The organism is Methylosinus sp. sav-2 (assembly GCF_004366495.1).
In the GTDB taxonomy this organism is placed as follows: domain Bacteria; phylum Pseudomonadota; class Alphaproteobacteria; order Rhizobiales; family Beijerinckiaceae; genus Methylosinus.
In genome coordinates, this window is the sequence record NZ_SOEJ01000003.1 from 1 (window position 1) to 25,846 (window position 25,846).

Sequence of the window (25,846 nt, forward strand, 5' to 3'; positions counted from 1 at the left end):
GCCTGTGACCGAGATCGCCAAGGCGTTCCAGCTCGTTTCCATGCTGACGCAGCCGGCGATTCAGGGCGCGGCGGTCGGCGCTGCGGTGAAGTGACCACTTACGCGCGAAGCCATTACTGGACCGTCTGAAATTCGGCCCGAGGCGCGGTGATAGCGATTGACGCGAAGGCCCGCCGCGGGCAAGCTGACGGTTGACGATATTGCGATGCAATAAGACGCGCGGCCCCGGGTGAGACTGTGTCACCGGCGCTATGGGCTGCGAGGGCGGGCTTGGTTTTCGAGGGGGTTTCTTGGCGAACCGATTGAACACGAGCCTTTTGGCGAGGGGCGAGCGCCACGTGCTGCAGGCGCTGGCACCGCGACTCCCCGCCTGGACCACGCCGGATCATCTGACGGCGGCCGGGCTGGTCGGCGCGGCGATGACTGCGGCGGGCTTCGCGCTCACCCATTGGTCGGCCGGTTTCCTCATACTGGTGGTGGCCGGCCTGTTCCTGAACTGGTTCGGCGATTCGCTCGACGGCACTCTGGCCCGCTACCGCGGGATCGAGCGTCCGCGCTATGGCTTCCTGCTCGATCATTCGAGCGATCTGATCGCGCAGAGCCTGATCGTGGTCGGCCTTGGCGTCTCACCCTATTTCACGCTTCCGTCGGCGCTGTTCGTGCTCTCGCTCTATCTGCTGATGAGCTCCTACACCTATCTGCGCGTGGCGACGGCCGGCGTGCATCGCCTGTCCTATGGCGGCATGGGCGCGACGGAGTTTCGTATTCTGGTCGCGGCCTGGAGCATCTTCGCCTGCTGGCTCGGCCCGCAGGTGGTGGAGGCGCAGCTGTGGCGCTTCTCCGTCCTCGACGTGACCATCGGAACGATGTCGGCCATCGCTTTTGCGCTCTTCGTCCTGATGGTGCGTCAGGATCTGTCGCGAATGGACCGCGACGACGACCATGAATCGGCGACCATCCACCGCCTGCCGACGCGCCGCTCCGCGGCCGAGCCGGCTGCGGCCGAGCCCGCGCGCGAGCTTCCCAGCGCCTCGGCCGGCTAAAGGCGACGGAACAGGACGGCAGGCTCGGTTTTGACGGCGCATCAGATTTTCCAAGGCGACGACCTTTGCCGGGGTGACGACCTGCGGCGCGAGCGAGAGCTTGCGGCGGGGCTTGCTTTGGCGGACTCGCGCCCCAAATGCGTCGTGAGAGCGGCGCCTCCGGCGCCGGCGCAATGGAGCCTATCGACGTTTTGGCTATGACGAGCGACATGCGTGATATCGCCCTCGTCACCGGCGCGAGCGGTTTCATCGGAGGGGCCGTCGCCGCCCTGCTGCACGAGCAGGGCTTTCGCGTGCGCGCTTTCGTCCGGCCGACCAGCCCGCGCGCCAATCTCCGCCCGCAATATGAGATTTTCGAAGGCGATGTGACCGACCGCGAGAGCCTGCGCGCCGCGCTCACGGGCGTGCGCTATCTCTTCCATGTCGCCGCCGACTATCGCCTCTGGGCGCCCGATCCCCGCGTCGTCATGCGCACCAATCTCGACGGAACGCGCATCGTCATGGAGGAGGCTCTACGCGCCGGCGTCGAGCGAATCGTTCATACGAGCAGCGTCGCGACGCTCGCGCCCGACGCCTCCGGCCTCTGCGACGAGACGCGTCGGCTCGCGGTCTGCGACCGGCTCGGCGCTTATAAGCGCAGCAAGCTCCTATCTGAGCGGCTCGTCGAGGATATGGTGGAGCGGCTGCAGCTGCCGGCCATTATAGTAAATCCCTCCGCGCCGCTCGGCCCAGGCGACGTCCGCCCGACGCCGACCGGCCGCATCGTCCTCGAGGCGATGCGCGGCAATATGCCGGCCTATGTCGACACCGGCCTCGCCGTGGTGCATGTCGCCGATGTCGCCGTCGGCCATCTCGCCGCTCTGCGCCAGGGGCGAATCGGCGAGCGCTATATTCTCGGCGGCGAGAATGTGGAGCTCTCCGAGCTGCTCGCCGAGGTGGCGACTCTCATCGGCGGCCGTCCGCCGCGCATGCGTCTGCCGCGCTGGCCGCTGCTGCCGCTCGCTCACGCCAATGAGGCGTTGGCGCGCCTCACAGGCCGTGAGCCTTTCCTCAATGTCGAGAGCCTGCGCCTTTCGGCGACGACCATGTTCTTCGACGATTCGAAGGCGCGCCGCGAGCTCGGCTATCGTTCGCGTCCCTATCGCCATGCGCTCGCCGATGCGGTCGAATGGTTCGGCGCGCGCGCCGCCGAGACGCGCGAGGCGCCGTCCGGCGCCCGCCGCGCGCCGGGTGGAGCGCCCGGCGAATAGGCGCTTGCGCGCGGCCGCGCGACGGGGCAATTCTCCGCGCGTGGCAGTTTTCATGACGAGCGTCGGATGATCATCGATCGGCGTCCGCCCGCGCGCGGAGCGGGACGGCGCCTGCTGTTCCTCATGCGTCTCGCTGCATCGGCGGCGGCGCTCTTATTTCCCGAGGCGGCTTTCCCGCAGGCGGCTCCTGGCTTCAATCTCTGCGTGCAGCCGGGGTCGCCCCCCTGCGTCTTCATGCCCGGCCAGCCGGCGGAGGCCTGTGGGGCAGAGGTCCAGGCCTATATCGCCTCGGTGTTCCATTATCGCGAATGTCTCGCCAAGGAGAGCGAGCGCGTGATTCGGGAATCCAACGACATCATCGACCATTGGCGATGCCGCGAGCGGGGCGAGCGGTGCCGCAAATGACGCGGCCCGTGATCTATGACGTCACGCGACTCGTCACGCGCGCGCTCAATCCGACGCCCAATGGGATAGATCGGGTCGATTTCGCGCTGGCGCGGCATTTTCTCGCCGCCGGCGACAGCGTTGCGCTGGCCACTGCGGCGCTGGGGCCGCGGCTCGCCTCCGCGAAAGAGGCGCTGCAGACGCTCACCGACATAGAGACCTATTGGAACGAGTTTCTCGATCCGCGCGAGGACGCGGTGTTCGAGCGGCTCGTCGCGGCGCTCGGCGAAGCGCCTTCCGGCCAGCTCAGTGCGGCGCGGATTCGGCGGCGCGGATGGGGCGTCGTCCCGGAAAACTGGCGCGCCATGCGCCGCTGGGCCTTTCGCCTTGGCCGGCCCCCCTCCGAAGCGCCGAGGGACGCCATCTATGTGAACGCCAGCCAGTTCCCGGTCGACAAGAATTGGCATTTGCGCTGGCTCGAGTCCCGGCCGGACGTGAAGCCCGTGTTCTTCGTGCATGATCTGCTGCCGCTCGAGGCGCCGGAGCTTTTTCGCCCGGCGGAGCGCGACAAGCATCGCGTCGCCATGGGCAATATCTCGCGGCTTGCGGCGGGCGTCGTCGTCGGCTCGCAGGCGGTCGGGCGCCGCGTCGCCGATTTCGCACGCGGCCAGGGCAGGGCCGATCTGCCGATCTGCCTCGCCGGACTGCCGGTCGCTCCCGCCTTCGAGACGAAGGCGGCCGTCGATTCGCGCCTCGCTGATAAGACTTATTTCGTGCTCTGCGGGACGATCGAGCCGCGCAAGAATCACATGCTGCTGCTCAATGTCTGGCGCGAGCTCGCCGAGCGCGACGGGGAGGCGACGCCCAAGCTCGTCCTCGTCGGCAAGCGCGGCTGGCACAATGAGAATGTGCTCGACATGCTGGAGCGCTGCACGGCGCTGCGGCCGCATGTGATCGAGGTCTCCGGCCTGTCGACGCCGGCCTTGCGGGCGCTGCTCGCCGGCGCGAGGGCCGCGCTCGCGCCCTCTTTCGCGGAAGGATTCGGCCTGCCCATCGCCGAGGCCGCCGCTTGCGGCGCGCCGATCATCGCCTCTGACATAGAGACGTTTCGCGAGATCGCCGACGATACGCTCGATTATATCGATCCGCTCGACGGTCTCGGCTGGCGCGACGCCATTCTCGACTATAGCGCCCCCGATTCTCCGCGCCGCGCCGCGGCCTCGCGTCGAATCAAGGGATTCCCGCGCCGCGATGCGGCTTCTTTTTTCGAGACGATCGACGAATTCCTCCGCGCTTTGTGAGCGCCGCCGCTCCCGCGGCGCGGCGCGCCTTGCCGGAGCGGCGGCGGTTTCCTATTAAGGTCGAACAAAGGCCCACCAGCGAAAGAGAGGCGTCGATGACGGACCCTTCGAGCCCGCCGAAATGGAAGCGGGTCGTCGTCAAGCTCTCGGGCGAGGCGCTGATGGGCGACGCCCCGCACGGGCTGCATGCGCCGACATTGGAGCGCATCGCCAAGGATCTCGCCGCTTCCGCCGCGCTCGGCGCGCAGATCGCGGTCGTCGTCGGCGGCGGCAATTTCTTTCGCGGCATTCAAGGCGCCGACAAGGGGATAGAGCGCGCCCGCGCCGATTCGATCGGCATGCTGGCGACGGTGATGAACGGGCTCGCGCTCGAGCAGGCGATAGAGGCGCAGGGCCGCCAGGCGCGCGCGCTCTCGGCCGTGCCCATGCCCTCGCTCCTCGAATCCTATTCGCGGCGCGCGGCGCTGCATCATCTCGCCAAGGGCCGCGTCGTCATCGCCGCCGGCGGCACGGGCCTGCCTTTCTTCACCACCGACACCCCCGCCGTGGTGCGCGCCGCAGAGCTCTCGGCTGACGCCGTGCTGAAGGCGACTCAGGTCGATGGCGTCTATACCGCCGATCCCAAGCGCGACCCTTCGGCGCGGCGCTATGAGCAGCTGACCCATGACGAGGCCATCGCCAAAAACCTCGCCGTGATGGACACCGCCGCCTTCGCTCTTGCTCGCGAGAACAAGATTCCCATAATCGTCTTCTCCATCGCCGAGGCGGGCGCGATCCGCGCGGTGCTGGAAGGACGAGGGCGGGCCACCCATGTCGTTCCTTAGAGGACGACGCGCTCGGAATGCGGCCGGTGATTTCCGCCTCGGCGGATTATGTTCTATGAAACGCTCCGACCCCTGAGCCGGCGCGGCCCGCTCGTTCGAACCGACAGAACTTCACGAATAGGCAAAGTTTCCTATGGCTCAGACTTTCGATCTGCCCGAACTGAAACGCCGCATGCAGGGCGCGCTGGCGACCCTCAAGCACGAGCTCGGCGGGCTTCGCACCGGACGCGCTTCGGCGAGCCTGCTGGAGCCGATTCACGTCGAGGCCTATGGCCAGGCGACGCCGCTCAACCAGGTGGCGACGATCAGCGTGCCGGAATCGCGCATGCTGGCCGTGCAGGTGTGGGACAAGGGCCTCGTCGGCGCCGTCGACAAGGCGATTCGCGATTCGAATCTCGGCCTCTCGCCGACGATCGAGGGTCAGGTGCTGCGCATTCGCACGCCCGAGCTCAACGAGCAGCGCCGCAAGGAGCTGGTCAAGATCGCGCATAAATATGCCGAGGATGCGCGCGTCTCCGTCCGGCATGTGCGCCGCGACGGCCTCGACACATTGAAAAAGCTGCTGAAAGACCACGCTCTGCCCGAGGATGACGCCAAGCGTCACGAGGCCGAGGCGCAGAAGGCGACCGACGAGTCGGTGCGCGAGATCGACACCATTCTCGCGCAAAAAGAAAAAGAGATCATGCAAGTTTGATTTGTCTTTTCGATTTTCACGAGACGCCGGCCGGTCCGGCTCGAGCTCTCGAGTATGGCGCGGAACAAAAAAAATGGGAGACGGTGGAATATTGGAGCTGGGAGCGCCGGCCTTGGCGCCGAGATCCGCGCCGCGTCATGTCGCTTTGATCATGGACGGCAACGGTCGCTGGGCGGCCGCGCGAGGCCTGCCGCGATTCGAGGGTCACAGGCGTGGCGTCGACGCCCTGCGCAAGACAGTGCGCGCGGCGATCGAGCTCGGAGTGGATTATCTGACGGTCTATTCCTTTTCTGTGGAAAATTGGTCGCGTCCGCCCGAGGAGGTGCAGAGCCTGCTCGCGCTGCTGCATCGCTTCATCCGCAATGATCTCGCCGAGCTGCAGGGCAATAATGTCCGCGTGAAGGTCATCGGCGCGCGCGAGGATCTCGCGGCCGAGATCGCCGCGCTCTTGCGCGAGGCCGAGCAGACGACCGCCGCCAACACCGGCCTCACCCTCGTCGTCGCCTTCAATTATGGCGCGCGGCAGGAGATCGCCGCGGCGGCGCGCGCGCTCGCCGAGGAGGTCGCGGCCGGCCGGCTGCGCCCGCAGGACATAGACGCCGAGGCAATCGCCCGTCGCCTCGACACGGCGGACATGCCCGATCCAGACCTCATCATCCGCACCAGCGGCGAGCAGCGCCTGTCCAATTTCATGCTGTGGCAGGCCGCCTATGCGGAATTGCTGTTCGTGCCCGTCCATTGGCCGGACTTCAGCCGGGCGGATTTCGAGGCGGCGATCGACGAATATGCGCAGCGCGATCGGCGGTTCGGCGGCCTTGCGCCGGTCGATCGCAGAGCGAAGACCGCTTCATGAGCGAGCCTTCCGAGCCGCCCGCCGCCAAAGCCGGCGCGAAGGGCGGGCAATTCTCCGATCTCGGCCCCCGCATCGGCTCGGCGGCGGCGCTGATCGCGACCGCGGTTGTCGCGCTCTATGTTGGCGGCGACGCCTTCGCGCTGTTCTGGCTGCTCGCCGGCTTCGCCGTCTCCTGGGAGTGGCAGAGCATCGTCGGCGGCAAGATGGCGCTCGCGCGCTTCGCGCTCGGCGGCGCCTCGCTCGCCGGAGCGACGGCCTTCGCCGCCCATGGAGCCGGCCCGGCCGCGTTGGCCTCGCTCGTCTTCTTCTCGGCGATTCTCTCGATGCTGGCGGGGCCAGGGCGCAGGCTGTGGGCTCCGGCCGGGCTGCTCTACGCCGGCTCGCTGATCGTTTCCACCAATGTGCTGCGCCATTCTCCGGATTTCGGCGCCATCTCCATCGCCTGGCTGTTCGCCGTCGTCTGGGGCACCGATGTGATGGCCTATTTCGGCGGAAGGCTGATCGGCGGGCCGAAGCTGTGGCCGCGCGTCTCGCCCGGCAAGACCTGGTCGGGAACGCTGGTCGGCCTCGCCAGCGGCGCGCTCGCCGGAGTCGGCGTCGTCTATCTCAGCCGCTGGAGCGCGGCGGCGACCCTGCCGTTGTTTTTCGTCGGCATTGTCGCGGCGGCGCTGGCGCAGGCGGGGGATCTTTTCGAATCCTGGATCAAGCGCCGTTTCGGCGTGAAGGATTCGAGCCGGCTCATCCCCGGCCATGGCGGCGTGATGGATCGCGTCGACGGCTTCATCTTCGCCAGCGCCTTCGCGGCCATGCTCGGCGGTTTGCGCGGTCAGGAGTCCCTGGCCGCCGGCATTTTCATCTGGTAGGCGGCGTCACATGACGACAGGGACAGGATCGGAGCAGCTCGGGACACGGTCGCGCGGGCGGCCGCCGAAGCGAATCGCGCTGCTCGGCGCGACCGGGTCGATCGGGCGCTCCACCGTCGATCTGCTGATGCGCGACCCGGAAGGCTATTCCGTCGCGGCGATCGCCGGCGGGCGCGACCATGCCGCCCTGGCGCGGACCGCGCTGGCGTTGAAGGCCGAATTCGTCGCCATCCGCGACGAGGACGCCTATGCGGCGCTGAAAGAGGCGCTCTCCGGCACCAATATTCAGGTCGCCGCCGGACGCGAGGCCGTGATCGAGGCCGCGACGCGCGAGGCCGATCTCGTGGTCTCGGCCATCGTCGGCGCCGCCGGCGTCGAGCCGACCCATGCGGCGCTCACGCTCGGCCGCGTCGTCGCCCTCGCCAATAAGGAGTGCCTCGTTTGCGCCGGCGCGCCCTTCATGCGCACGGCGCATGACAAAAAGGCCAGGCTGCTGCCCATCGACAGCGAGCACAACGCCATTTTCCAGGCGCTCGGCGGCGAGGACGTCTCGCGAATCGAGAAAATGACCATCACCGCCTCCGGCGGCCCGTTCCGCACCTGGACCAGGGAAGCGATCGAGGCCGCGACGGTGGAGCAGGCGCTCAATCATCCCAATTGGGCGATGGGGCCGAAGAACACGATCGATTCGGCGAGCCTGATGAACAAAGGCCTCGAGCTGATCGAGGCGCATCATATTTTCGCCGTGCCGGCGGAAAAGCTCGACGTCATCGTGCATCCGCAATCCATCGTGCATGGGCTCGTCAGCTTTTCCGACGGCTCGGTCACGGCCGGGCTCGCCCGCCCGGACATGCGCGTGCCGATCGCTCATTGCCTCGCCTATCCCGAGCGAATCGAGACGCCTGCGCCGCGGCTCGATCTCGTCGCCCTCGGCGCGCTCACTTTCGAGAAGCCCGATCTCGGGCGTTTTCCGGCGCTCGGCCTCGCGCTCGACGCGCTGCGCGAGGGCGGGGGCCTGCCCACGGTGCTCAACGCCGCCAATGAGATAGCGGTCGAGGCTTTCCTTTCCGGCCGCATCGGCTTCGCTGGTATCGCCCGCGAGGTCGAGAAAGCGCTGGAGGCCGCGCTCAAGGACGGCACGGCGCGTGAGCCCTCCACCGTTGAGGACGCCCTCGATATTGACCATATTGTGAGAGAAAGATCGCGCGGCGCCTTGGCGATGAACCAGGCTTCGGGCATGTTAACGCTTCAGTAACCAAGAGGGCGAGGCCGCGTGGCGGACTCTTGGTGAGTAGCGTTTGCCAGGAGTATCGCTTTGCTGGACTTGCTCATGACGATCCTCATCTATGTCGTCCCCTTCGTCTTCGTGCTGACGATGGTGGTCTTCTTCCACGAGCTCGGCCATTTCCTCGTCGGCCGCTGGTGCGGGGTCAAGATCGACGCTTTCTCGATCGGCTTCGGGCCAGAGCTCTGGGCCTTCCACGATCGCTATGGCACGCGCTGGCGCGTGGCGGCGATTCCACTCGGCGGCTATGTGAAGTTCCACGGCGACGCCAATGGCGCCAGCGTGCCCGATCCCGAGCGCATCGAAGCCATGCCGGAGGAGGAGCGCAAAGTCACTTTCTTCGGCCAGCCGGTGTGGAAGCGCGCCGCGATCGTGGTCGCCGGGCCGCTCGCCAATTTCGTGCTGGCGATCGTCATCTTCACGCTTCTCTACGCCTCCTTCGGCCGCAATGTGCTGCTGCCCAAGGTCGCCGCCGTGCAGGCGGGCGGCGCCGCCGAGCAGGCCGGCTTCCAGAAGGGCGATCTCGTCCTCACCATAGACGGCGAGCCGATCGACAGTTTCGGCAAGATGCAGGAGATCGTCTCCGCCTCCACCGGCAAGCCGCTCAGCATCGTCGTCCGCCGCGCCGGCGAGGATGTGTCGCTGCAGGCGACCCCGCAATTGCGGGAGATCGAGACCGCGCTCGGCAAGACCAAGATCGGCATGATCGGCCTGCAGGCGAGCTCGGACCCCGCCGACCAGCGCGAGGAGCGCTTCGACATCGGCCAGTCCTTCGTCCTCGCGGTCAATGAGACCTGGACGATCATCGGGCGGACCGCCTCCTATCTCGGCGGCCTCGTCGTCGGCCGCGAGGCGACCGACCAATTGTCCGGCCCGATCGGCATTGCGCAGGTCTCCGGCCAAATGGCCAAGGCGATCGACAAAGTGGGCGTCGGCCCGCTGTTCAATCTCATCGCGATCCTGTCGATCTCGATCGGCCTGCTCAATCTTGCGCCGGTGCCGCTCCTCGACGGCGGACATCTGCTCTTTTATCTGATCGAGGCCGCGCGCGGCCGCGCGCTCGCGGAACGTACGCAAGAATACGCGTTCCGAGTCGGGCTCGCCATGGTGTGCACCTTGATGGTGTTCTCCACCTATAATGACCTCGCCAGGTTGCTGCGCCGCTTCACCGGCGCAGGGGTCGACTGACCAGCTTCGTGTCTCGTCCTTTTCTCCCCACTGAAATTCGGGGCGAATTGGTCGAGACCGGCGGTTATGACCGCTTTTCGCCATCATTCTGGGGAGGATCGCTCATGGGACTCGCGGCCTGCGCCGCGGGTTCCCGACGTTAACGCGACGCTGACCATAAAAAGTGGCTTCGCGGCAACGGGCCGGGCAAAACGGGGAAACTCGTGGCGTTCGGCATTTGCAGTAAACGGTAAACCTTGTAGAAGGTGAACATCGGATCGGACGGCGTGCGGTAGCGTGCGTGCGTTGTCCCAGTTCGTGAGCCGCGCCGCTTTCGGCGGGCGACGGCGCGACGAGGACTTAGGATTGACAATGCGGTCCATCGAGGCTTTTCGGAATCGTTCCTATCTCTTGGCAGCCGTGGTATCGGCGGTCCTCGGCTTCTCTCTTCCTTCCTTTGCTCAGGATATCGTCGTCGTCGGCAACGCCCGCGGCGATTCCGACGTGATCCGCTCCTATTTCTCCGGCACCAGCCCGGAGGAGGTCGAGAAAGGGCTCGAAGCGCTGCGCAACAGCGGCCGCTTCGCCAATGTGAGCGCCACCCACGAGAAGGGACGCGTGGTCATCCACGTGTCGGAGACCAATCTCATCAATCGCGTCGTCTTCGAGGGCAACAGCAAGGTCAAGACCGACACGCTGACCTCGGAAGTGCGCACGCGCGCGCATGGCTCCTTCAATCAGACCGTCGTGCAGCAGGACATTGCGCGCCTGCTCGAGATCTACAAGCGCTCGGGCCGCGCCGCCGCCAAGATCACCTATCGCACCGTGCAGCTGCCCAATGGCCGCATCGATGTGGTGTTCACGGTGGAGGAGGGCGACAAGACCGGCGTCAAGGACATCAAATTCGTCGGCAACACCGTCTACTCGACCGGGCGGCTCGTCGATCTGATGGAAACGACGGAGATGAACTTCCTGTCGTTCATCAAGACGAGCGACGTCTACGACCCCGACCGCATCGCCTCCGACCTCGAATTGGTGCGCCGCTTCTATCTGAAGAATGGTTACGCCGACTTCCATGTCGTCAGCTCCGACGCCGTGTTCGATCCGGCCCAGGGCGGCTATGTCATCACGGTCGTCGTCGAGGAGGGGCCGCAGTATCGCGTCTCCAATGTCGACGTCGAATCGCATCTGCCCGATATCGATCCGGCTTCTCTGCAGCCCTATCTGCGTCTCTCGCCCGGCGACGTCTATAATGGCGACGCGGTGGAGAAGACGGTCGAATCGCTGACGCGCGAGATCGCCAAGAAGGGCTACGCCTTCTCGCAGGCGCGCCCGCGCGGCGAGCGCAATCCCGCCGCTCAGACGGTGGCGATCCGCTTCGTCGTCGACGAGGGTCCGCGCGTCTATATCGAGCGCATCAATATTCGCGGCAACACGCGCACGCGCGATTACGTCATTCGCCGCGAGTTCGAGATCGGCGAGGGCGACGCGTATAATCGCGTACTGGTCGATCGCGCCGAACGCCGCCTCAACGGCCTCGGCTTCTTCAAGAAGGTCCGCGTCACCAATGAGCCTGGCTCGGCGGCCGATCGCGTGATCGTGAATGTGGACGTCGAGGATCAGGCGACCGGCAATTTCGGCGTGTCGGGCGGCTATTCGACGACGGAAGGCTTCATCGGCGAAGTCTCTGTGTCGGAGAGCAACTTCCTCGGCCGCGGCCAGGCGACGCGCCTCTCGGTGCAGGCCGGCCAGCGCGCGCGCGGCGTATCCTTCAGCTTCACCGAGCCCTACTTCCTCGATCAGCGCTTCTCGGCGGGCTTCGATCTCTTCGCAAAGAAGTCGGACGCTTATAACTACTCCTACTATTCGACCACCTCGATCGGCGGCACGTTGCGATTCGGCATTCCGATCACCGAGGAGATCAGCCTCTCGCCGCGCTATTCGATCTACACCACGACGATCTCCATCCCCAACGACAGCAACCGGCCCTACAACGACTGTCAGACGCCGCTGCCGGGATATACGCCTGGATATGGTTATATCTACGCGCCGACGCAGGCCGATCTCAACGTTCTCTACAATTGCCAATCCAATGGCGAGGCCTCGCTGGCCATCAAGGAATCGGTGGGAACGCGTCTGACCTCGCTCGTCGGCTACACGCTGTCATTTAATTCGCTGGATAACTTCCGTAATCCGAAGAACGGCATTCACTCGCAGCTCTCGCAGGATGTCGCCGGGCTCGGCGGGGACAGCCGCTATGTGCGCACGACCGGCGATTTGCGCTACTTTCACGAGATTCCTTTCGTGGACGATGTGGTCGGCATCGCGCGCGTGCAGGGCGGCAATATGTTCGCACTCGGCGACTATAAGATGCGGGTGATGGACAATTTCAATCTCGGCCCGACGTTGGTGCGCGGCTTCGCGCCCGGCGGCCTCGGCCCGCGCGACATTTCCAACTGGACCAGCTCGCGCGGCAACTCGCTCGGCGGCAGCAATTATATCGGCGGCTCGCTCGAGGTGCAGTTCCCGATCTGGGGGCTGCCGAAGGACATCGGCCTGCGCGGCGCGCTGTTCGCCGACGCCGGCACGCTGTGGGGCTACAAAGGCCAGACCAACTTCAGCGATTCTTTGTATGGCGTCGCCAACCTGCCCTGCGTCTATCCCTACACTGCCCCCACCTATGGCCAGGGCTCTTGCATCGTCGTCTCGGGTGACAAGGCGCAGATCCGCTCCTCGGTCGGCGCCTCGGCGCTGTGGCAATCGCCGCTCGGGCCGATCCGCTTCGACTATGCGGTGGTGCTGTCCAAGGCCTATGGCGACATCACGCAGCGCTTCCGCTTCTCGGGCGGCACCAATTTCTAAAAGCGACGCGCTGGCGCCGCCGCCACACAGCGACTAGAATTTGCGATCCCCGAGCGGCGAGACCCGCCGCTCGGGGATCGTTTTCGTCGAGGGCGCCGCAATGGCTTCGGGCCGGCCGGCGCTCTCCTTGCGTTTTTCGTCCCGGCCGCGGCCGGGCGCGACGGGGAGGAGCGTGGCATGGGCGCCGCTGGGTTTTTCCGCCTCGACCGGCCGCTGACGCCGGTGGAGGTCGCCGAGATCGCCGGCGCGCGCCTTCACGAGGCCGGATCGGGCGTGCAGGAAATCATCGTCGGCGTCGCGCCGCTCGATCTGGCGCGGCCGGGCGAGCTCGCCTTCTATGATCGCAGACGCTATGCGTCGGCGCTGCGTCTCTGCCGCGCCACCGCCTGCCTGTTGCGCGCGCGCGATCTCGACTCGCTGCCGAGCGGCGTCATTCCGCTGGTGACGTCCGAGCCGCACAAAGCCATGGCGAGAGTCATGGCGCGGCTGTTTCCAGATTCGCTGCGGCCGCAGTCGCTATTCTCGGCGAGCGGCGTCTCGCCCGGCGCGATCATCCACCCGACGGCGCGGCTGGAGCCGGGGGTCTCGGTCGACCCCGGCGCCGTCATCGGCCCGCGCGCGGAGATCGGCTCGGGCAGCGTGATCGGCCCGCTGGCGGTGATCGGACCAGATGTGCGCATTGGGCGCGACTGCTCCATCGGCGCCAATGTCAGCGTCATTTGCGCGCTCATCGGCGACCGCGTCATCCTTCATCCGGGGGCGCGGCTCGGCCAGGATGGCTTCGGCTTCGCGCTTTCGCCGGAGGGCCATGTGAAGGCGCCGCAGATCGGCCGCGTCATCGTGCAGGACGATGTGGAGATCGGCGCCAATACGACGATCGACCGCGGCGCGACGCGCGACACAATCATCGGGGAAGGGACGAAGATCGACAATCTGGTCCAGATCGGCCACAACGTGGTGATCGGCCGCGACTGCGTCATCGTCGCGCAATCGGGACTTGCCGGCTCCTGCGAGCTCGGCGACTTCGTCGCCCTGGGCGGCCAATCGGCGATCGGCGGCCATATCACCATCGGCGAGGGCGCGCAGATCGCCGCCAAATCCGGCGTGACCCGCGATGTGCCGGCCGGCGCGCGCTGGAGCGGCGCGCCGGCGCGTCCCGTGCGGCGCCATTTGCGTGGCGAGCTTCTGCTCGATCGTCAATCCCGCCGCGAGGCGAGGTAAACCGGCGCCAGACGCCGGAGGAATGAGAGACGGGCCGGCGGGAGAGAGACGCCCGGACCCGGAGGGGAGAAAAGAAAATGAGTGAAGAAACAACGGCCGACGCGCCGGAAACCCTCGGCGTCCATCAGATTTTGGAGCTGCTGCCGCACCGTTATCCTTTTCTGCTCGTCGATCGCATCATCGATATTCGCGGCGACGAGAGCGGCGTCGGACTGAAGAACGTCACTTTCAACGAGCCTCAGTTTCAGGGCCATTTCCCCGAGAATCCGGTGTTTCCGGGCGTGCTGATGGTGGAGGCCATGGCGCAGACGGCGGGCGCCATCGCTGCTCGCATGCAGCCGAAGGGCTCGACTCGCAAGGTCTTCTTCACGACGATCGACAAAGCGAAATTTCGCCGTCCGGTGACGCCCGGCGACCGTCTCGAGTTCCATGTCGTCAAAAAGGCCCGCAAGCGCAACATTTATTGGTACGCCTGCCGGGCGCTGGTGGATGGCGCGCTGGTCTGCGAGGCGGAGCTGAGCGTGATGATCGGCGCCTGAGCGCCGCCGCATCGCCCGGATGGGCCTCATGACATCGAGCGCGCGCATCCATCCTTCCGCTGTCGTCGAGGCCGGCGCGCGCCTCGGCGAGGGCGTCGTCATCGGGCCATTCTGCCATATCGGCGGCGAGGTCGAGCTCGGCGCCGGGGCGCGCCTCCTCTCGCATGTGGTTTTGGCGGGGCGCACGCGCATCGGACCGGATGCGGAAATCCATCCTTTCGCCGCGCTCGGCGCCGCCGCGCAGGATTTGAAATCCCGCGGCCTGCCGGGGGCGCTCGTCATCGGCCGCGGCTGCCTCGCGCGCGAGGGCGTCACCATCAACGCCGGAACGCCAGCGGGCGGCGGCGAGACGCGCATCGGCGACGATTGCGCCTTTCTCGCCTATTCCCATGTCGGCCATGATTGCGCGATCGGCGATGGCGTCGCGCTCTCCAATAATGTGCTGCTCGGCGGCCATGTCCGCATCGGCGATCATGCGGCGATCGGCGGCGCGACGGTCGTGCATCAGCGCGTGCGCATCGGCGCGCATAGTTTCGTCGCCGGCCTCTCGGGCCTCGAGGGCGATCTTATTCCCTTCGGCCTCGCGGGCGGCAATCGCGCGCATTTGTTCGGCCTCAATCTCGTCGGCCTGCGCCGGCGCGGCTTTTCCGACGCCCGCCTCGCTCTTCTGCGCCAGGCGTTTCGCCGTTTGTTCCCGCAGGAGACGGGCGCGGAGGTGCTGGCCGAGCGCGTCGAAACCGTCGCTCGGGATTTTGCCGGCGCCGAGGATGTCGAGTCGCTGATCGCCTTTCTGCGCGCCGAGCGGGAGCGGCCGCTCTGCGCGCCGCGCCCGGCGCGGGGCTAGGGCGGTGGCAAGGCCCGGCCATGTGTTTCTCATCGCCGGGGAAGCCTCCGGCGATCTCCTCGGCGCGCTGCTGATGCGCGCGCTGCGCGCCCAGCAGCCGGACATTCGCTTTTCCGGCGTCGGCGGCGAGGCGATGGCGCGCGAAGGGCTCGCGAGCCTGTTCCCGCTCGGCGATATCGCCGTCATGGGCCTGGTTCCTGTGCTGCGCCTCCTGCCCAGGCTGCTCGAGCGCATAGACCGAACGGCGCGGGCGGTCGTGGAGGCGCAGCCCGATTGCCTCGTCCTTATCGATGCGCCGGATTTCACGCATCGCGTCGCGCGGCGGGTGCGGCGCGCGCGGCCGGAACTGCCGATCCTCGATTATGTGAGCCCGACCGTCTGGGCCTGGCGGCCGGGACGGGCGCGGGCGATGCGCGCCTATATCGACGAGGTGCTGGCCGTGCTGCCCTTCGAGCCGGCGGCGCATCTGCGGCTCGGCGGCCCGGCCTGCGTCCATGTCGGTCATCCGCTGCTCGATTGTCTCGACGCGCTGACGCCATCCGCCGCCGAGCTGGCGGCGCGGGAGGAGGAGAGGCCGCTGCTGCTCGTCCTGCCGGGCTCGCGCCGCGCCGAGGTCGCGCGGCTCATGCCGGCTTTCGGCGAAACATTGGCGATGCTCGCCGCGCGTTGTGGGCCGCTGGACGTCGGCCTGCCCGTCGTGCCGCATGTCGCGGAAGAAATCGAAGCGCGCCTCGCCGGCTGGCCGCTGCGGCCGCGGCTCCTTTCGCAGGAGGAGAAGCCGGCGGCTTTCCGCCGGGCGCGCGCGGCGCTGGTCGCCTCGGGCGCGGCGACCTTGGAGCTGGCGCTCGCCGGCGTTCCCATGGTCGTCGCCTATAAGGTCGCGCCGATCGAATGGCCGCTGCGCGTGCTCATCAGCGTCGACAGCATCGTGCTGCCCAATCTGGTGCTCGGCGAGCGGCTCATTCCCGAATTTCTGCAGCAAGGCGCGGAGCCCATGGCGCTCGCGGCGGCGCTGGAGCCGCTTCTGCGCGGCGGCGCCGAGCGCGCGGCGCAATCGAGCGGTCTTGCACGCGTGCGCGAGCGTATGCTGGCGGATGGGCGCAGCCCGAGCGCGCGCGCCGCTGAGCGCGTGCTCGCATGGATGGACGGACGGGCGCACGGCTGAGCGGCGCAAATAAAATAGGGGAGGCCGCGCTTCCGGACGCGTGACCTCCCCGCAATATGTAAAACGTATCGACCAGCAACAACGCTCGAGCATTAGCTCCGCTCCGCCGCCGCTGCATCCCCCATTTGGGATAGATCGCGCAAAGTTCGCGAGTAGAGCCTCGTCGTAACCGTCTCGTCCTGCTCTTTCGGGAGCGAATAACGCCGTCTCGAGCTATTCCTGACGCTTGCCGCCGCTGTCGGCCAGCTCATTGGAAAAATACTCTCCCGTCGACGTGAACAAATGACAGGCGCTCTCGTCGAGACGGAAAGTGAAAGCGACGCAGGCGTCTTCTTCGCGGCAGGCGGCCTCGCAGGCCTCGGGACCTTCGACGGACGCCGTCTTATAGCCGGCGCCGGGGAAGGCCTTGGAGGGGTAGCGCTCCATGGCGAGCGCGCCGGAGGGCGCGCGCGGGACGCGGATATCCTCGCGCAAGCTGCTGGTCATGCGCGGATTGAGTGTGAAAGCGATGGCCGCGGATTTGAGGCGACAGATGCGATTCCAGCGATCGAAGGAATAGGCCCGGCAATCGGCGCGGCCGCGGCAGGCGGCGACGCAGGCGGGCTGATCGAGCTTGCGCAAAGTGGCGAGCGTCGGCCCCACGAGGTCGCGATTGTCGAAGCCGCGAAAGGCGGCGGGCCTTTGCAGGCCGATGACGGCGGACGGAAGCCGCTCGGGCTCCTCCTCCGGCGTGAGCGCTGCTGCTTCCGAGACTTCGGCTTGCGGCGCATTTTGCGGCAAAGCGGCGATCGGCTCTTTCGCCGGCGGCTCGGACGGCGCTCGTGCGACAGGCGCCGGGCTGCTCGGCGCTAGAGAACCATCCGAGCCGGCTGGATCGGATGGTTCTCTCGCATTCTTTCGTTGGAGCGAACTCTGATCGATCGAACGATTCCGTTCGATCGGAAAGCGCTCGACCGCGTCGATCTTGGCGCGCGCGAGCTCAGGATCGGCGGCGATCGCGCGCGCGATCAGATAGGACTTGTCCTCGCGCAGCAGCGCCGCGAGCGCCTCCTCGCGCGCCCGGCTCGCTGCGAGATCGCCGAGTGCCGTGCGGCCGCGCGCTTCCAGCTCGCTCGCGGATGCGTCCAGATACGCGAGCGCCGCGCGCAGCTCGGGCGGCGTCGCCGCCGATTGCCGCGCCCATTGCGCCGCGCCGATGATGGCGGCGAAAAGGACGAGCGCCGTGACGAGAAGGGCGCGCCCGCGGCGGCGTGGCGCCGGAGGCGCGGTGGCGAGAGCGGCCGCCGTCTCCGCCGCCCTTTGCGCGGCGCGTCGTTGAGCCTCGGCGAGGCGCTGCTCCAATTCCTGTATATGGCGGGCGCCTTCGTCGAGGCGCTGCTCCAGTTCCTGCGATCGCGCATCGGCTTCGGAGCTTTCGCTCGGCGGGCTGGGCGGCTCCAGCCGCCGCGCGCCGCGCTCTAGCCAGATCTCGAACAGTGTGGAGAGGTTCGGCTTGGGCGTGGAAATTCCGCGCCGCTCGCGATCGAGCCAGGCGTCGAAATCGCGGGCGAAAGCGGCGAGCACATTGTCGATCGTCGTCTGCTCACGCGCGGCGCGCTGCTCGTAATGCCGGCGCGCGTCGCGTAGCATCGTCGCGCATTCCTCGCGATATTGCGCCTCGACCTCGTCCCATGAACGTCGCGCGTCGGGGGCGCTCGCCTCGCGCCGCGCCAAATCGTTCACAGCCCCCATCGTCGTCTCCCGCTTCGTGCTCTCGGCCGCTGCGCGGTCGTTCGATCACGTTCGGTTTCTAATACGGATTTGCAGCGCTCGTCCAAATCATGCGCCGTCGTCGCGGCGGCGACGACGGAGTTCACGGCCGGTCCCTTGGGACACGGGGGATTTTGCCGCGCGCGGGGCGGGGGCGTTTCGCTCATGACGAATGATCCGATCATGGCGAATCGCGCAAGATGCGATTCTGCGATTCGCCGGGGCTGAAATCGATGATTGAAACGCAGCGACGAAAAGCACGCGCAGGGCGAAAAATGATTGCGTGAATCGAGAGGCGAACGTCGCCATTGGCGGCGACGAACATGTCAATTTCGAGTCGCGCGCTCGCTCCCGTGCAACTTACGGAAAAGCCGAGGCTGGCAGCTCGATGATCACGCGCGCAGGACGGCGCGGCCGGAGCGAATGGCGGAGACGATGCGAACGACGATCTCCGAGCCCGCGCGGCTGCGCGCATCGAATTCCGTCGCCGCCTCCGGCGTCAATATGTCGAGATAGGACTCGGCGACGCGCAGCTTCTCGCTCATCGTGGGATCGACATAGCCGAGCGCGAAAGAGAGCGCGGGCGTGCGCCCGGCGACGACGGTCGCATGATCGTCGGTGACGAGATGGCTCGCATAGAGGGAGCCGCCGATCTCGCAGCGGCCGGCGCTCGAGCTGTTGAAGACCGCGCCTTCCACGCGCAGATCGCCGCGCACCACCACCTCGGCGCCGCCGAGCGTGACCGTGCGCGCTCTGAGATTGCCGCGCGCCAGCACGAAGGCCGCCGAGCCGTCGAAGGAATTATCCATGAGATCGCCGTCGATCGTCATATCGCCATCGACGACGAGCCCCGCGATCTTGTCGCACCACATCCATTGATAGAGCTCTATGTCGCCGACATAGGCGAAATCGCCCGCGCAATAGGCGATGCGGAAAGTGGAGAGATCGAAGAGGCCGAGGCTGATCTCGCGATCGAAGCGCAGCTTCTGGCGCGCCTCCTCGAAAGAGAGCAATTCATAAGACCCCGTCTCGATCATTTCCGCCTCCTCGTTTGGTGAGGAGACAATGGCGGGAGCGGAGCCGGAAAGCTGTGCGTGAGCGCACAAGACGTTTCGGCCTTCGCATCCTGGACGCGAAGGCCGCGGAGTAGATGATATCAGCGCTTGGACATGGGCAGATAGTCGCGCTGCTTCTCGCCCGTGTAGAGCTGGCGCGGACGGCCGATCTTGGAGCCCGGATCCTCGATCATCTCTTTCCACTGCGCGATCCAGCCGACCGTGCGCGCCACCGCGAAGAGCACGGTGAACATTGTGGTCGGCAGGCCCATCGCCTTCAGCGTGATGCCGGAATAGAAGTCGATGTTCGGATAGAGCTTCTTCTCGATGAAATATTCGTCGTGCAGAGCGATGCGCTCCAGCTCGATCGCCACATCGAGCAGATCGTCCTTCACGCCGAGCTCGGCCAGCACCTCGCGCGTCGTGCGCTGCATGATCTTGGCGCGCGGATCGTAGTTCTTGTAGACGCGATGGCCGAAGCCCATCAGGCGGAACGGGTCGTTCTTGTCCTTCGCCTTGGCGATATAGATCGGAATGCGGTCCGGCGTGCCGATCTCGGCGAGCATCTTCAGCACCGCCTCGTTGGCGCCGCCATGCGCCGGACCCCACAGCGAGGCGATGCCGGCCGCGACGCAAGCGAAAGGATTGGCGCCGGACGAGCCGGCGAGACGCACGGTGGAGGTGGAGGCGTTCTGCTCGTGATCGGCATGCAGCATGAAGAAGCGGTCGAGCGCCCGCGACATCACCGGATTGACCTTATATTCCTCGCAAGGAACGGCGAAGCACATACGCAGGAAGTTCGACGTATAGTCGAGGTCGTTCTTCGGATAGACGAAAGGCTGGCCGATCGAATATTTATAGGCCATGGCCGCGAGCGTCGGCAGCTTCGCGATCATGCGCGTCGAGGCGACCATGCGCTCGACCGGATCGGCGATATTCGTCGAGTCGTGATAGAACGCCGAGAGCGCGCCCACCGACGCCACCATCACCGCCATCGGATGCGCGTCGCGGCGGAAGCCCTGGAAGAAGCGCGCCATCTGCTCATGCACCATTGTGTGGCGCGTGATGCGATAGTCGAAATCGGCCTTTTGCGTCGCCGTCGGCAGCTCGCCATAGAGCAGCAGATAGCAGGTCTCGAGAAAGTCTCCGTGCTCGGCGAGCTGGTCGATCGGATAGCCGCGATAGAGGAGAACGCCCTCATCGCCGTCGATATAAGTAATCTTCGACTCGCAGCTCGCCGTGGAGGTGAAGCCCGGGTCATAGGTGAACATGCCCGTATCGCCGTAGAGCTTACGAATATCGGCGACGCTGGGGCCGATCGTGCCCTCCATGATCGGCAGGCTCACGGTTTTCTCGCCGGTGTGAAAGGACGCTTCTTTTTTCGTCATGGCCCCACCTTCTCGCGTTATCCGTGTAATTTCGCGGCGCTTCGGCGAAGCGCCGCAGCATTTTTTACGCCACGCCCGAGCCGCGCTTTCCCCCGCGGCTCGACCTCGCCAGCGAAAACGTCCGAGCGCGGACGCTCCTGCGCCCATGGGCCGCCGCGCCCGCTCGATCAAACGTAAATCGCTTTAAATTCAAACCCTCCTGCGAATGGGCGGCGGAATTGCGTCGGTCGCCGCGCCGTTGCGGCGCATGCGCAGCGGGCGGGGAGAGGCAATGCGGCGCATATGGTCGAGCAGAGGAGCTCTTGTGCGTTGCACAAACTATAGCATCCCGCGCCTGCGGTTCAAGCGAGTTACGCCGCCTGGTCGCGCAGTCGGCCGAGGCTCTCCTCCTTGCCGAGGATGGCCAGCACGTCGAAAATGCCGGGCGAGGTGGTGCGCCCGGTGAGCGCGGCGCGAAGCGGCTGCGCCAGATCGCCGAGCTTGACGCCCTGCGCCGCGGCCGTCTCGCGCACGATATTCTCGGTCGCCGCGGCGCTCCACTCCTCCAGCGCGGCGAGCTTTTCCGTCAGCGCGGCGAGATGCGCCTTCGCCGCCGGCGACAGCAGCGCGGCGGCCTTGGCGTCCAGCGTCAGCGGCCGCTCGGCGAAGAGGAAGCCCGATCCGTCGACCAGCTCATTGAGCGTCTTGGCGCGCGCCTTGAGGCCGGGCATGGCCGCGGCGAGCTGCGTCTTGCGCTTGTCGTCGAGCTTGGCGGCGAGCGCCGCGCCGCCCTCGAGATAGGGCAGCGTTGCGATCAGCGCCTCGAGCAGCTCGGAATCCTCGCTGCTGCGCAGATAATGGCCGTTCATATTCTCGAGCTTCACGAAATCGAAGCGCGCCGGCGAGCGATGAATGCTCTCGAGATCGAAAGCCTCGATCATCTCCGGCGTCGTGAAGAACTCGCGGTCGCCCTGGCTCCAGCCGAGGCGCAGGAGATAGTTCCGCAGCGCCGTCGGCAGATAGCCCATGCCGCGATAGGCGTCGACGCCGAGCGCGCCATGGCGCTTCGACAGCTTGGCGCCGTCCGGCCCATGGATGAGCGGAATATGGGCGAGCTTGGGCGCCTCCCACCCCAGCGCCTCATAGATGTGCTTTTGCCGCGCGGCGTTGGTGAGGTGATCGTCGCCGCGGATGATCTGCGTGACGCCCATGTCGTGATCGTCGACGACGACGGCGAGCATATAGGTCGGCGCGCCATCCGAGCGCAGCAGCACGAAATCGTCGATATCCTTGTTCGGAAACACGACGCGGCCCTGCACGGCGTCCTCTATGACCGTCTCGCCGTCCTGCGGAGTCTTCAGCCGAATGACCGGCGCGACGCCCGCCGGCGCCTCGGACGGATCACGATCACGCCAGCGTCCGTCATAGCGCGGCGGACGACCCTCGGCGCGCGCCCTCTCGCGCATCTCCTCCAGCTCCTGCGCGCTGGCGTAGCAGCGATAGGCCTTGCCCTTGGCGAGCAGCTCCTCGGCGATCTCGCGATGGCGCGGCGCGCGCGCGAATTGATAGGTGACGTCGCCGTCCCAATCGAGGCCCAGCCAGCGCATGCCGTCGAGAATGGCGTCTATGGCGCCCTGGGTGGAGCGCTCGCGGTCGGTGTCTTCAATGCGCAGCAGGAAGCGCCCGCCGTGACGCTTGGCGTAGAGCCAATTGAACAGCGCCGTGCGCGCGCCGCCGATATGGAGGAAGCCGGTGGGAGAGGGGGCGAAGCGCGTGACGACCTGAGACATGAGCGCGGCTGACGATTCCTGAGAATTTAGAGTGGAGGCCCGTCTAGCACGGTGCGGGCCAGGGGGGAACTGCGGGGGGACGGAGGCTCCCTGGCCTCGGCGTCCGACTGATGGCGCAATGGGCTCGCAAGATGGCGATGTCGATTTTTATCTTCGGCTATATCAAATATTTGAGAGCGCCTTCACCTGTCGGCGACCTTCAATGCTCCTTGCAACTCTTCCGCCCGCGCCCCACATCTCGCGCCGCATGATCCGCGGCTGCGCCGAAGGCGCGGCGCCGCATGCTCCCGGCGGAATGCGCCTGGGAGAAAAGGCTTTGAACCGCGCATTCCGCTCAACCATGAGCAAATGAGATGTTTCCCCTCGATTATCCTCTGACGCCGTTCTGGCAGACGAGCCTTCTCGTCGCCGGAGCGGTCGGATTTCTGCTGCTTCTCGCGCTCGTCGGCGGCGCCGTTCGCTATATTCCGAACGATCGGCTCGGCGTTTTGGAGAAGCTGTGGAGCTTTCGCGGCTCGGTCAGCGAAGGCTTCATCGCGCTCAAAGGCGAGGCGGGCTTTCAGCCCGATGCGTTGCGCGGCGGCTTTCATTTCTTCGTGCCCTTCCAATATCGCGTGCATCGCGTGCCGCTGGTCTCCATTCCGCAGGGACAGATCGGCTATGTCTATGCGCGCGACGGCGCCGCGCTCGCGCCGGAGCAGACGCTTGCGTCGAATGAAAAAGCCTCCGATTTCGAGGATGTGCGCGGCTTTCTCGTGCAGGGCGGGCAGAAGGGGCCGCAGCGCAAGATTTTGCGCGAGGGCGTCTACGCCATCAATCTCGCGCAATTCGTCGTGCTGACGGCGGCGCGCAATTACGCGGTGGCGCTGTCGCCCAATGACAATGAGCTGTTCGCGCGCACGGCGGCGATCATCGGCGCGCGCCACGGCTTCGAGCCTATCGTCATCAAGGACGAGCAGGACGTGCTCGGCGTCGTCACCGTGCATGACGGTCCGGCGCTGCGCGAGGGCGAGATCATCGCGCCTTCCGTCGGCGGCGAGGCCTCCGATCCGTGCTTTCACAATAATTTCCAGAATCCTGAAGCCTTTTTGCGCGCCGGCGGCTTTCGCGGGCGTCAGCATCAGGTGCTCGTCGACGGCAGCTATTACGTCAATCGCCTGTTCGCGACGGTGGAACTGGTTTCGAAGACGATCGTCGACGTCGGCACGGTCGGCGTCGTCGTGTCCTATACGGGCGCGAGCGGCGTCGATATTTCGGGCGACGATTATCGCCATGGCGAATTGGTCGCGCCAGGCTGTCGTGGCGTGTGGAGCAAGCCGCTGCTGCCCGGCAAATACGCCTTCAACACTTACGCCGGAAAAGTCATCGCCGTGCCGACGACGAATTTCGTCCTGAAATGGACGGCCGAATCGACCGGCCCGCATCGTCTCGACGAAAATCTCTCGGAGATCGCGCTCATCACCAAGGACGCTTTCGAGCCTTTGATGCCGCTCTCCGTCGTCGTCCATATCGACTATATGAAAGCGCCGCTGGTGGTGCAGCGCTTCGGCGACGTCAAGCGGCTCGTCGAGCAGACGCTCGATCCGATGGTCTCGGCCTATTTCAAAAATATAGGCCAGACCAAGACGCTCATCCAATTGCTGCAGGAGCGCAGCGACATTCAGAGCCGCTCCAGCGAGGAGATGCGCGCCAAATTCGCCGCCTATAGTCTCGATCTGCAGGAGGTGCTGATCGGCACGCCGCGCGCCGACAAGGAGCGCGGATCGTCGGCGATCGAGTCGATATTGGCGCAGCTGCGCGAGCGGCAGATCGCGGTCGAGAAGGTGGAGACCTATCGGCTGCAGGAGGCCGCCGCGGCGCAGGAGCGCAGCCTGCGCGAGAAGCAGGCGCTCGCCGAGCAGCAGGCCAATATCACGGCGTCGTCGCTCGCCATTCAATTGCGCGAGAACGAAGGCAAGGCGCGCCTCGCGCAGACGCGGCAGGAGGCGGAGACGATCCAGGTGACGGCGAAAGCCAACGCCGAGCGCGCCCGCGTCGAAGGGCAGGGCGAGGCGGATCGCATTCGCGCCATCGGCTTTGCCGACGCCGAGAAGATCAAGGCCGTCGGCCTCGCCCAAGCGGAGGCGACGGAAAAGCAGGTCGCCGCCTATGGCGGGCCAGAGTATCAGCTCAACTCGACCGTGCTGCTGCGCTTCGCCGAGGCGATCGAGAATGGCAAGCTGCCGCTCGTTCCCGGCATTGTCGTCGGCGGCGGCGACGGCCGGGCCAATGGCGGCGGGCTCGTCGAAATGCTGCTCGCCATGCTGGTCGCCGAGAAGGGAGAGGCGCGAAAGGGGCTTCCCCCGGCGTAACATCGGGGAATGCGCTCGCGTATAGACCGTGAGCGGGCGGCGGCCGTGGCGTCGCCGCCCGTTTCTCCCGGGCCTTCGCGGACCCTGAACAACAGAGGATTTCACCCATGAAACTGCGCTTCGCCGCCGCGTTTTGTTCCGCCGCTTTGCTCGCGACGCCCGTTTTCGCCGCCGAGAAGCACGCCTTCACGCCGCAAGGCTTCGAGGCGGCGCAAACGGCCGGCAAGCCGATCCTCGTCGAGATTCACGCGCCCTGGTGTCCTACCTGCAAGGCGCAGCAGCCGATCCTCGAGAAGCTCGGCAAAGATCCCAAATTCGGAACGCTGCAGGTGTTCGAGGTCGATTTCGACAGCCAGAAGGACGCGCTGCGTGATTTCCACGCGACGACGCAGAGCACGCTCATCGTCTTCAAGGGGAAGAGCGAGACCGGCCGCTCGGTCGGCGACACCAGCGCCTCTTCGATTGGAGCGCTGCTCGACAAGGCGCTGTGATGACGGTCGATCTCGCCGGCGCCGGCCTCGCCTTTCTGGCGGGGCTGTTCTCCACGCTCTCGCCCTGCGTGCTGCCGCTGCTGCCGATCATTCTCGGCGCGGCGGCCTCCGAGCACAAGCTCGGGCCGGCGGCGCTGGCGCTCGGCGTCGCCTCCTCATTCGTCGCCATCGGCCTGTTTCTCGCGCTCATCGGCTTCGGGGCGGGGATAGACGGCGATAGTCTGCGCTTCGGCGCGGCGCTGCTGATGGTGGCGCTGGGCGTGCTGCTGGCGGCGCCGGCGCTGCAAGTCAGGATCGCCGCCGCCGGCGGGCCGGTCGCCGATTGGATCGAGCGGCGCTTCTCCGGCTTCTCGACCCATGGGCTGCGCGGCCAATTGGCGCTCGGCCTGCTGCTCGGCGCGGTGTGGAGTCCCTGCGCCGGGCCGACTCTGGGCGCCGCCTCGCTGCTCGCGGCTCAGGGCCAAAACCTCGGCCAGGTCGGGCTGGTGATGGCGTTCTTCGGGCTCGGCGCCGGCCTGCCTCTGGTCGCGCTCGGCGCCGTCTCGCGGGGGCTGGCCATGCGGCTGCGGCAGTCGCTGCTCGTTGGCGGCAAATGGGGCAAGGGCGCGCTCGGCGCGACGCTCGCCTCCATCGGCCTCATGATCGCCACCGGGCTCGACAAGCCGCTGGAGGCGGCCCTCGTCGCCGCCTCGCCGGAATGGCTGACCGAACTGACGACGCGTTTTTGATCGTCGCGGCGCTCGCGCGC

The 25,846-nt window shown here is 66.5% G+C and carries 22 protein-coding genes; 18 read left to right on the top strand and 4 right to left on the bottom strand.

The annotated features are described in order from the left end of the window. Window positions 1-290 precede the first annotated feature (290 nt). The 15 genes from EDE12_RS08595 (at window position 291) to lpxB (ending at window position 16,295) form a co-directional block, all read left to right on the top strand. Entirely contained in the window at window positions 291-1,043 is a 753-nt protein-coding gene (locus tag EDE12_RS08595) for a CDP-alcohol phosphatidyltransferase family protein (protein ID WP_036290830.1), read from the top strand. 209 nt (window positions 1,044-1,252) lie between these two features. Then, entirely contained in the window at window positions 1,253-2,293 is a 1,041-nt protein-coding gene (gene hpnA / locus EDE12_RS08600) for a hopanoid-associated sugar epimerase (protein ID WP_348625816.1), read from the top strand. Between the two features lie 66 nt (window positions 2,294-2,359). Next, window positions 2,360-2,698, top strand: coding sequence for a hypothetical protein (locus EDE12_RS08605; protein WP_026598527.1), 339 nt, complete (start codon window positions 2,360-2,362; stop codon window positions 2,696-2,698). Further along, window positions 2,695-3,978 carry a glycosyltransferase gene (locus EDE12_RS08610; protein WP_036290832.1) on the top strand — a complete coding sequence of 428 codons (1,284 nt, stop codon included), beginning with the start codon at window positions 2,695-2,697 and terminating at the stop codon, window positions 3,976-3,978. Before EDE12_RS08605 ends, EDE12_RS08610 begins: the two co-directional genes overlap by 4 nt. Before the next feature lie 95 nt (window positions 3,979-4,073). After that, window positions 4,074-4,802: a UMP kinase gene (pyrH, locus tag EDE12_RS08615; protein ID WP_024879816.1), complete on the top strand. Its 729-nt coding sequence runs from the start codon at window positions 4,074-4,076 to the stop codon at window positions 4,800-4,802. Window positions 4,803-4,935: 133 nt separating this feature from the next. Further along, window positions 4,936-5,496, top strand: a complete 561-nt coding sequence (gene frr, locus EDE12_RS08620; RefSeq protein WP_024879817.1) for a ribosome recycling factor — start codon at window positions 4,936-4,938, stop codon at window positions 5,494-5,496. A 73-nt stretch (window positions 5,497-5,569) separates the two neighbouring features. Continuing rightward, the gene (locus EDE12_RS08625) at window positions 5,570-6,349 is read left to right on the top strand and encodes an isoprenyl transferase (protein WP_026598529.1); all 780 of its coding nucleotides are present in this window, start codon (window positions 5,570-5,572) and stop codon (window positions 6,347-6,349) included. Continuing rightward, complete coding sequence (locus tag EDE12_RS08630) at window positions 6,346-7,212, top strand: CDP-archaeol synthase (RefSeq protein ID WP_024879819.1); 867 nt, start codon at window positions 6,346-6,348, stop codon at window positions 7,210-7,212. Before EDE12_RS08625 ends, EDE12_RS08630 begins: the two co-directional genes overlap by 4 nt. Before the next feature lie 10 nt (window positions 7,213-7,222). Continuing rightward, a complete protein-coding gene (dxr, locus tag EDE12_RS08635; RefSeq protein WP_026598530.1) occupies window positions 7,223-8,467 on the top strand; it encodes a 1-deoxy-D-xylulose-5-phosphate reductoisomerase in 1,245 nt (414 codons plus the stop codon). A gap of 75 nt (window positions 8,468-8,542) precedes the next feature. After that, entirely contained in the window at window positions 8,543-9,685 is a 1,143-nt protein-coding gene (gene rseP / locus EDE12_RS08640; RefSeq protein ID WP_026598531.1) for an RIP metalloprotease RseP, read from the top strand. A gap of 351 nt (window positions 9,686-10,036) precedes the next feature. After that, complete coding sequence (gene bamA / locus EDE12_RS08645; RefSeq protein WP_026598532.1) at window positions 10,037-12,526, top strand: outer membrane protein assembly factor BamA; 2,490 nt, start codon at window positions 10,037-10,039, stop codon at window positions 12,524-12,526. Window positions 12,527-12,703: 177 nt separating this feature from the next. Next, on the top strand, window positions 12,704-13,747 hold the full coding sequence (gene lpxD / locus EDE12_RS08650; protein ID WP_026598533.1) for a UDP-3-O-(3-hydroxymyristoyl)glucosamine N-acyltransferase: 1,044 nt from the start codon (window positions 12,704-12,706) through the stop codon (window positions 13,745-13,747). 77 nt (window positions 13,748-13,824) lie between these two features. Continuing rightward, window positions 13,825-14,286 carry a 3-hydroxyacyl-ACP dehydratase FabZ gene (gene fabZ, locus EDE12_RS08655; protein ID WP_024879824.1) on the top strand — a complete coding sequence of 154 codons (462 nt, stop codon included), beginning with the start codon at window positions 13,825-13,827 and terminating at the stop codon, window positions 14,284-14,286. A 28-nt stretch (window positions 14,287-14,314) separates the two neighbouring features. Then, window positions 14,315-15,130 (top strand): acyl-ACP--UDP-N-acetylglucosamine O-acyltransferase, encoded by an 816-nt coding sequence (gene lpxA, locus EDE12_RS08660; protein WP_024879825.1) that lies wholly within the window; start codon window positions 14,315-14,317, stop codon window positions 15,128-15,130. A gap of 22 nt (window positions 15,131-15,152) precedes the next feature. Beyond that, window positions 15,153-16,295 carry a lipid-A-disaccharide synthase gene (gene lpxB, locus EDE12_RS08665; protein ID WP_084768498.1) on the top strand — a complete coding sequence of 381 codons (1,143 nt, stop codon included), beginning with the start codon at window positions 15,153-15,155 and terminating at the stop codon, window positions 16,293-16,295. A 213-nt stretch (window positions 16,296-16,508) separates the two neighbouring features. Here lpxB and EDE12_RS08670 read toward each other — a convergent pair whose 3' ends face one another. From EDE12_RS08670 to gltX, 4 genes are all read right to left on the bottom strand, one after another. After that, window positions 16,509-18,026: a PAN domain-containing protein gene (locus EDE12_RS08670; RefSeq protein ID WP_036290837.1), complete on the bottom strand. Its 1,518-nt coding sequence runs from the start codon at window positions 18,024-18,026 to the stop codon at window positions 16,509-16,511. A gap of 410 nt (window positions 18,027-18,436) precedes the next feature. After that, window positions 18,437-19,081 (bottom strand): hypothetical protein, encoded by a 645-nt coding sequence (locus EDE12_RS08675; RefSeq protein ID WP_026598535.1) that lies wholly within the window; start codon window positions 19,079-19,081, stop codon window positions 18,437-18,439. Window positions 19,082-19,200: 119 nt separating this feature from the next. After that, window positions 19,201-20,487, bottom strand: coding sequence for a citrate synthase (gene gltA, locus EDE12_RS08680; RefSeq protein ID WP_024879829.1), 1,287 nt, complete (start codon window positions 20,485-20,487; stop codon window positions 19,201-19,203). Window positions 20,488-20,837: 350 nt separating this feature from the next. Beyond that, window positions 20,838-22,256, bottom strand: coding sequence for a glutamate--tRNA ligase (gene gltX / locus EDE12_RS08685; RefSeq protein ID WP_026598536.1), 1,419 nt, complete (start codon window positions 22,254-22,256; stop codon window positions 20,838-20,840). A gap of 353 nt (window positions 22,257-22,609) precedes the next feature. Here gltX and EDE12_RS08690 point away from each other — a divergent pair, with 353 nt between their 5' ends. The 3 genes from EDE12_RS08690 to EDE12_RS08700 all read left to right on the top strand — a co-directional run bounded on the left by EDE12_RS08690 (window position 22,610) and on the right by EDE12_RS08700 (window position 25,826). Then, on the top strand, window positions 22,610-24,607 hold the full coding sequence (locus tag EDE12_RS08690; RefSeq protein WP_024879832.1) for an SPFH domain-containing protein: 1,998 nt from the start codon (window positions 22,610-22,612) through the stop codon (window positions 24,605-24,607). 107 nt (window positions 24,608-24,714) lie between these two features. Further along, window positions 24,715-25,098 carry a thioredoxin family protein gene (locus EDE12_RS08695; protein ID WP_026598537.1) on the top strand — a complete coding sequence of 128 codons (384 nt, stop codon included), beginning with the start codon at window positions 24,715-24,717 and terminating at the stop codon, window positions 25,096-25,098. Beyond that, on the top strand, window positions 25,098-25,826 hold the full coding sequence (locus tag EDE12_RS08700; protein ID WP_026598538.1) for a cytochrome c biogenesis protein CcdA: 729 nt from the start codon (window positions 25,098-25,100) through the stop codon (window positions 25,824-25,826). Before EDE12_RS08695 ends, EDE12_RS08700 begins: the two co-directional genes overlap by 1 nt. Window positions 25,827-25,846: the final 20 nt, after the last annotated feature.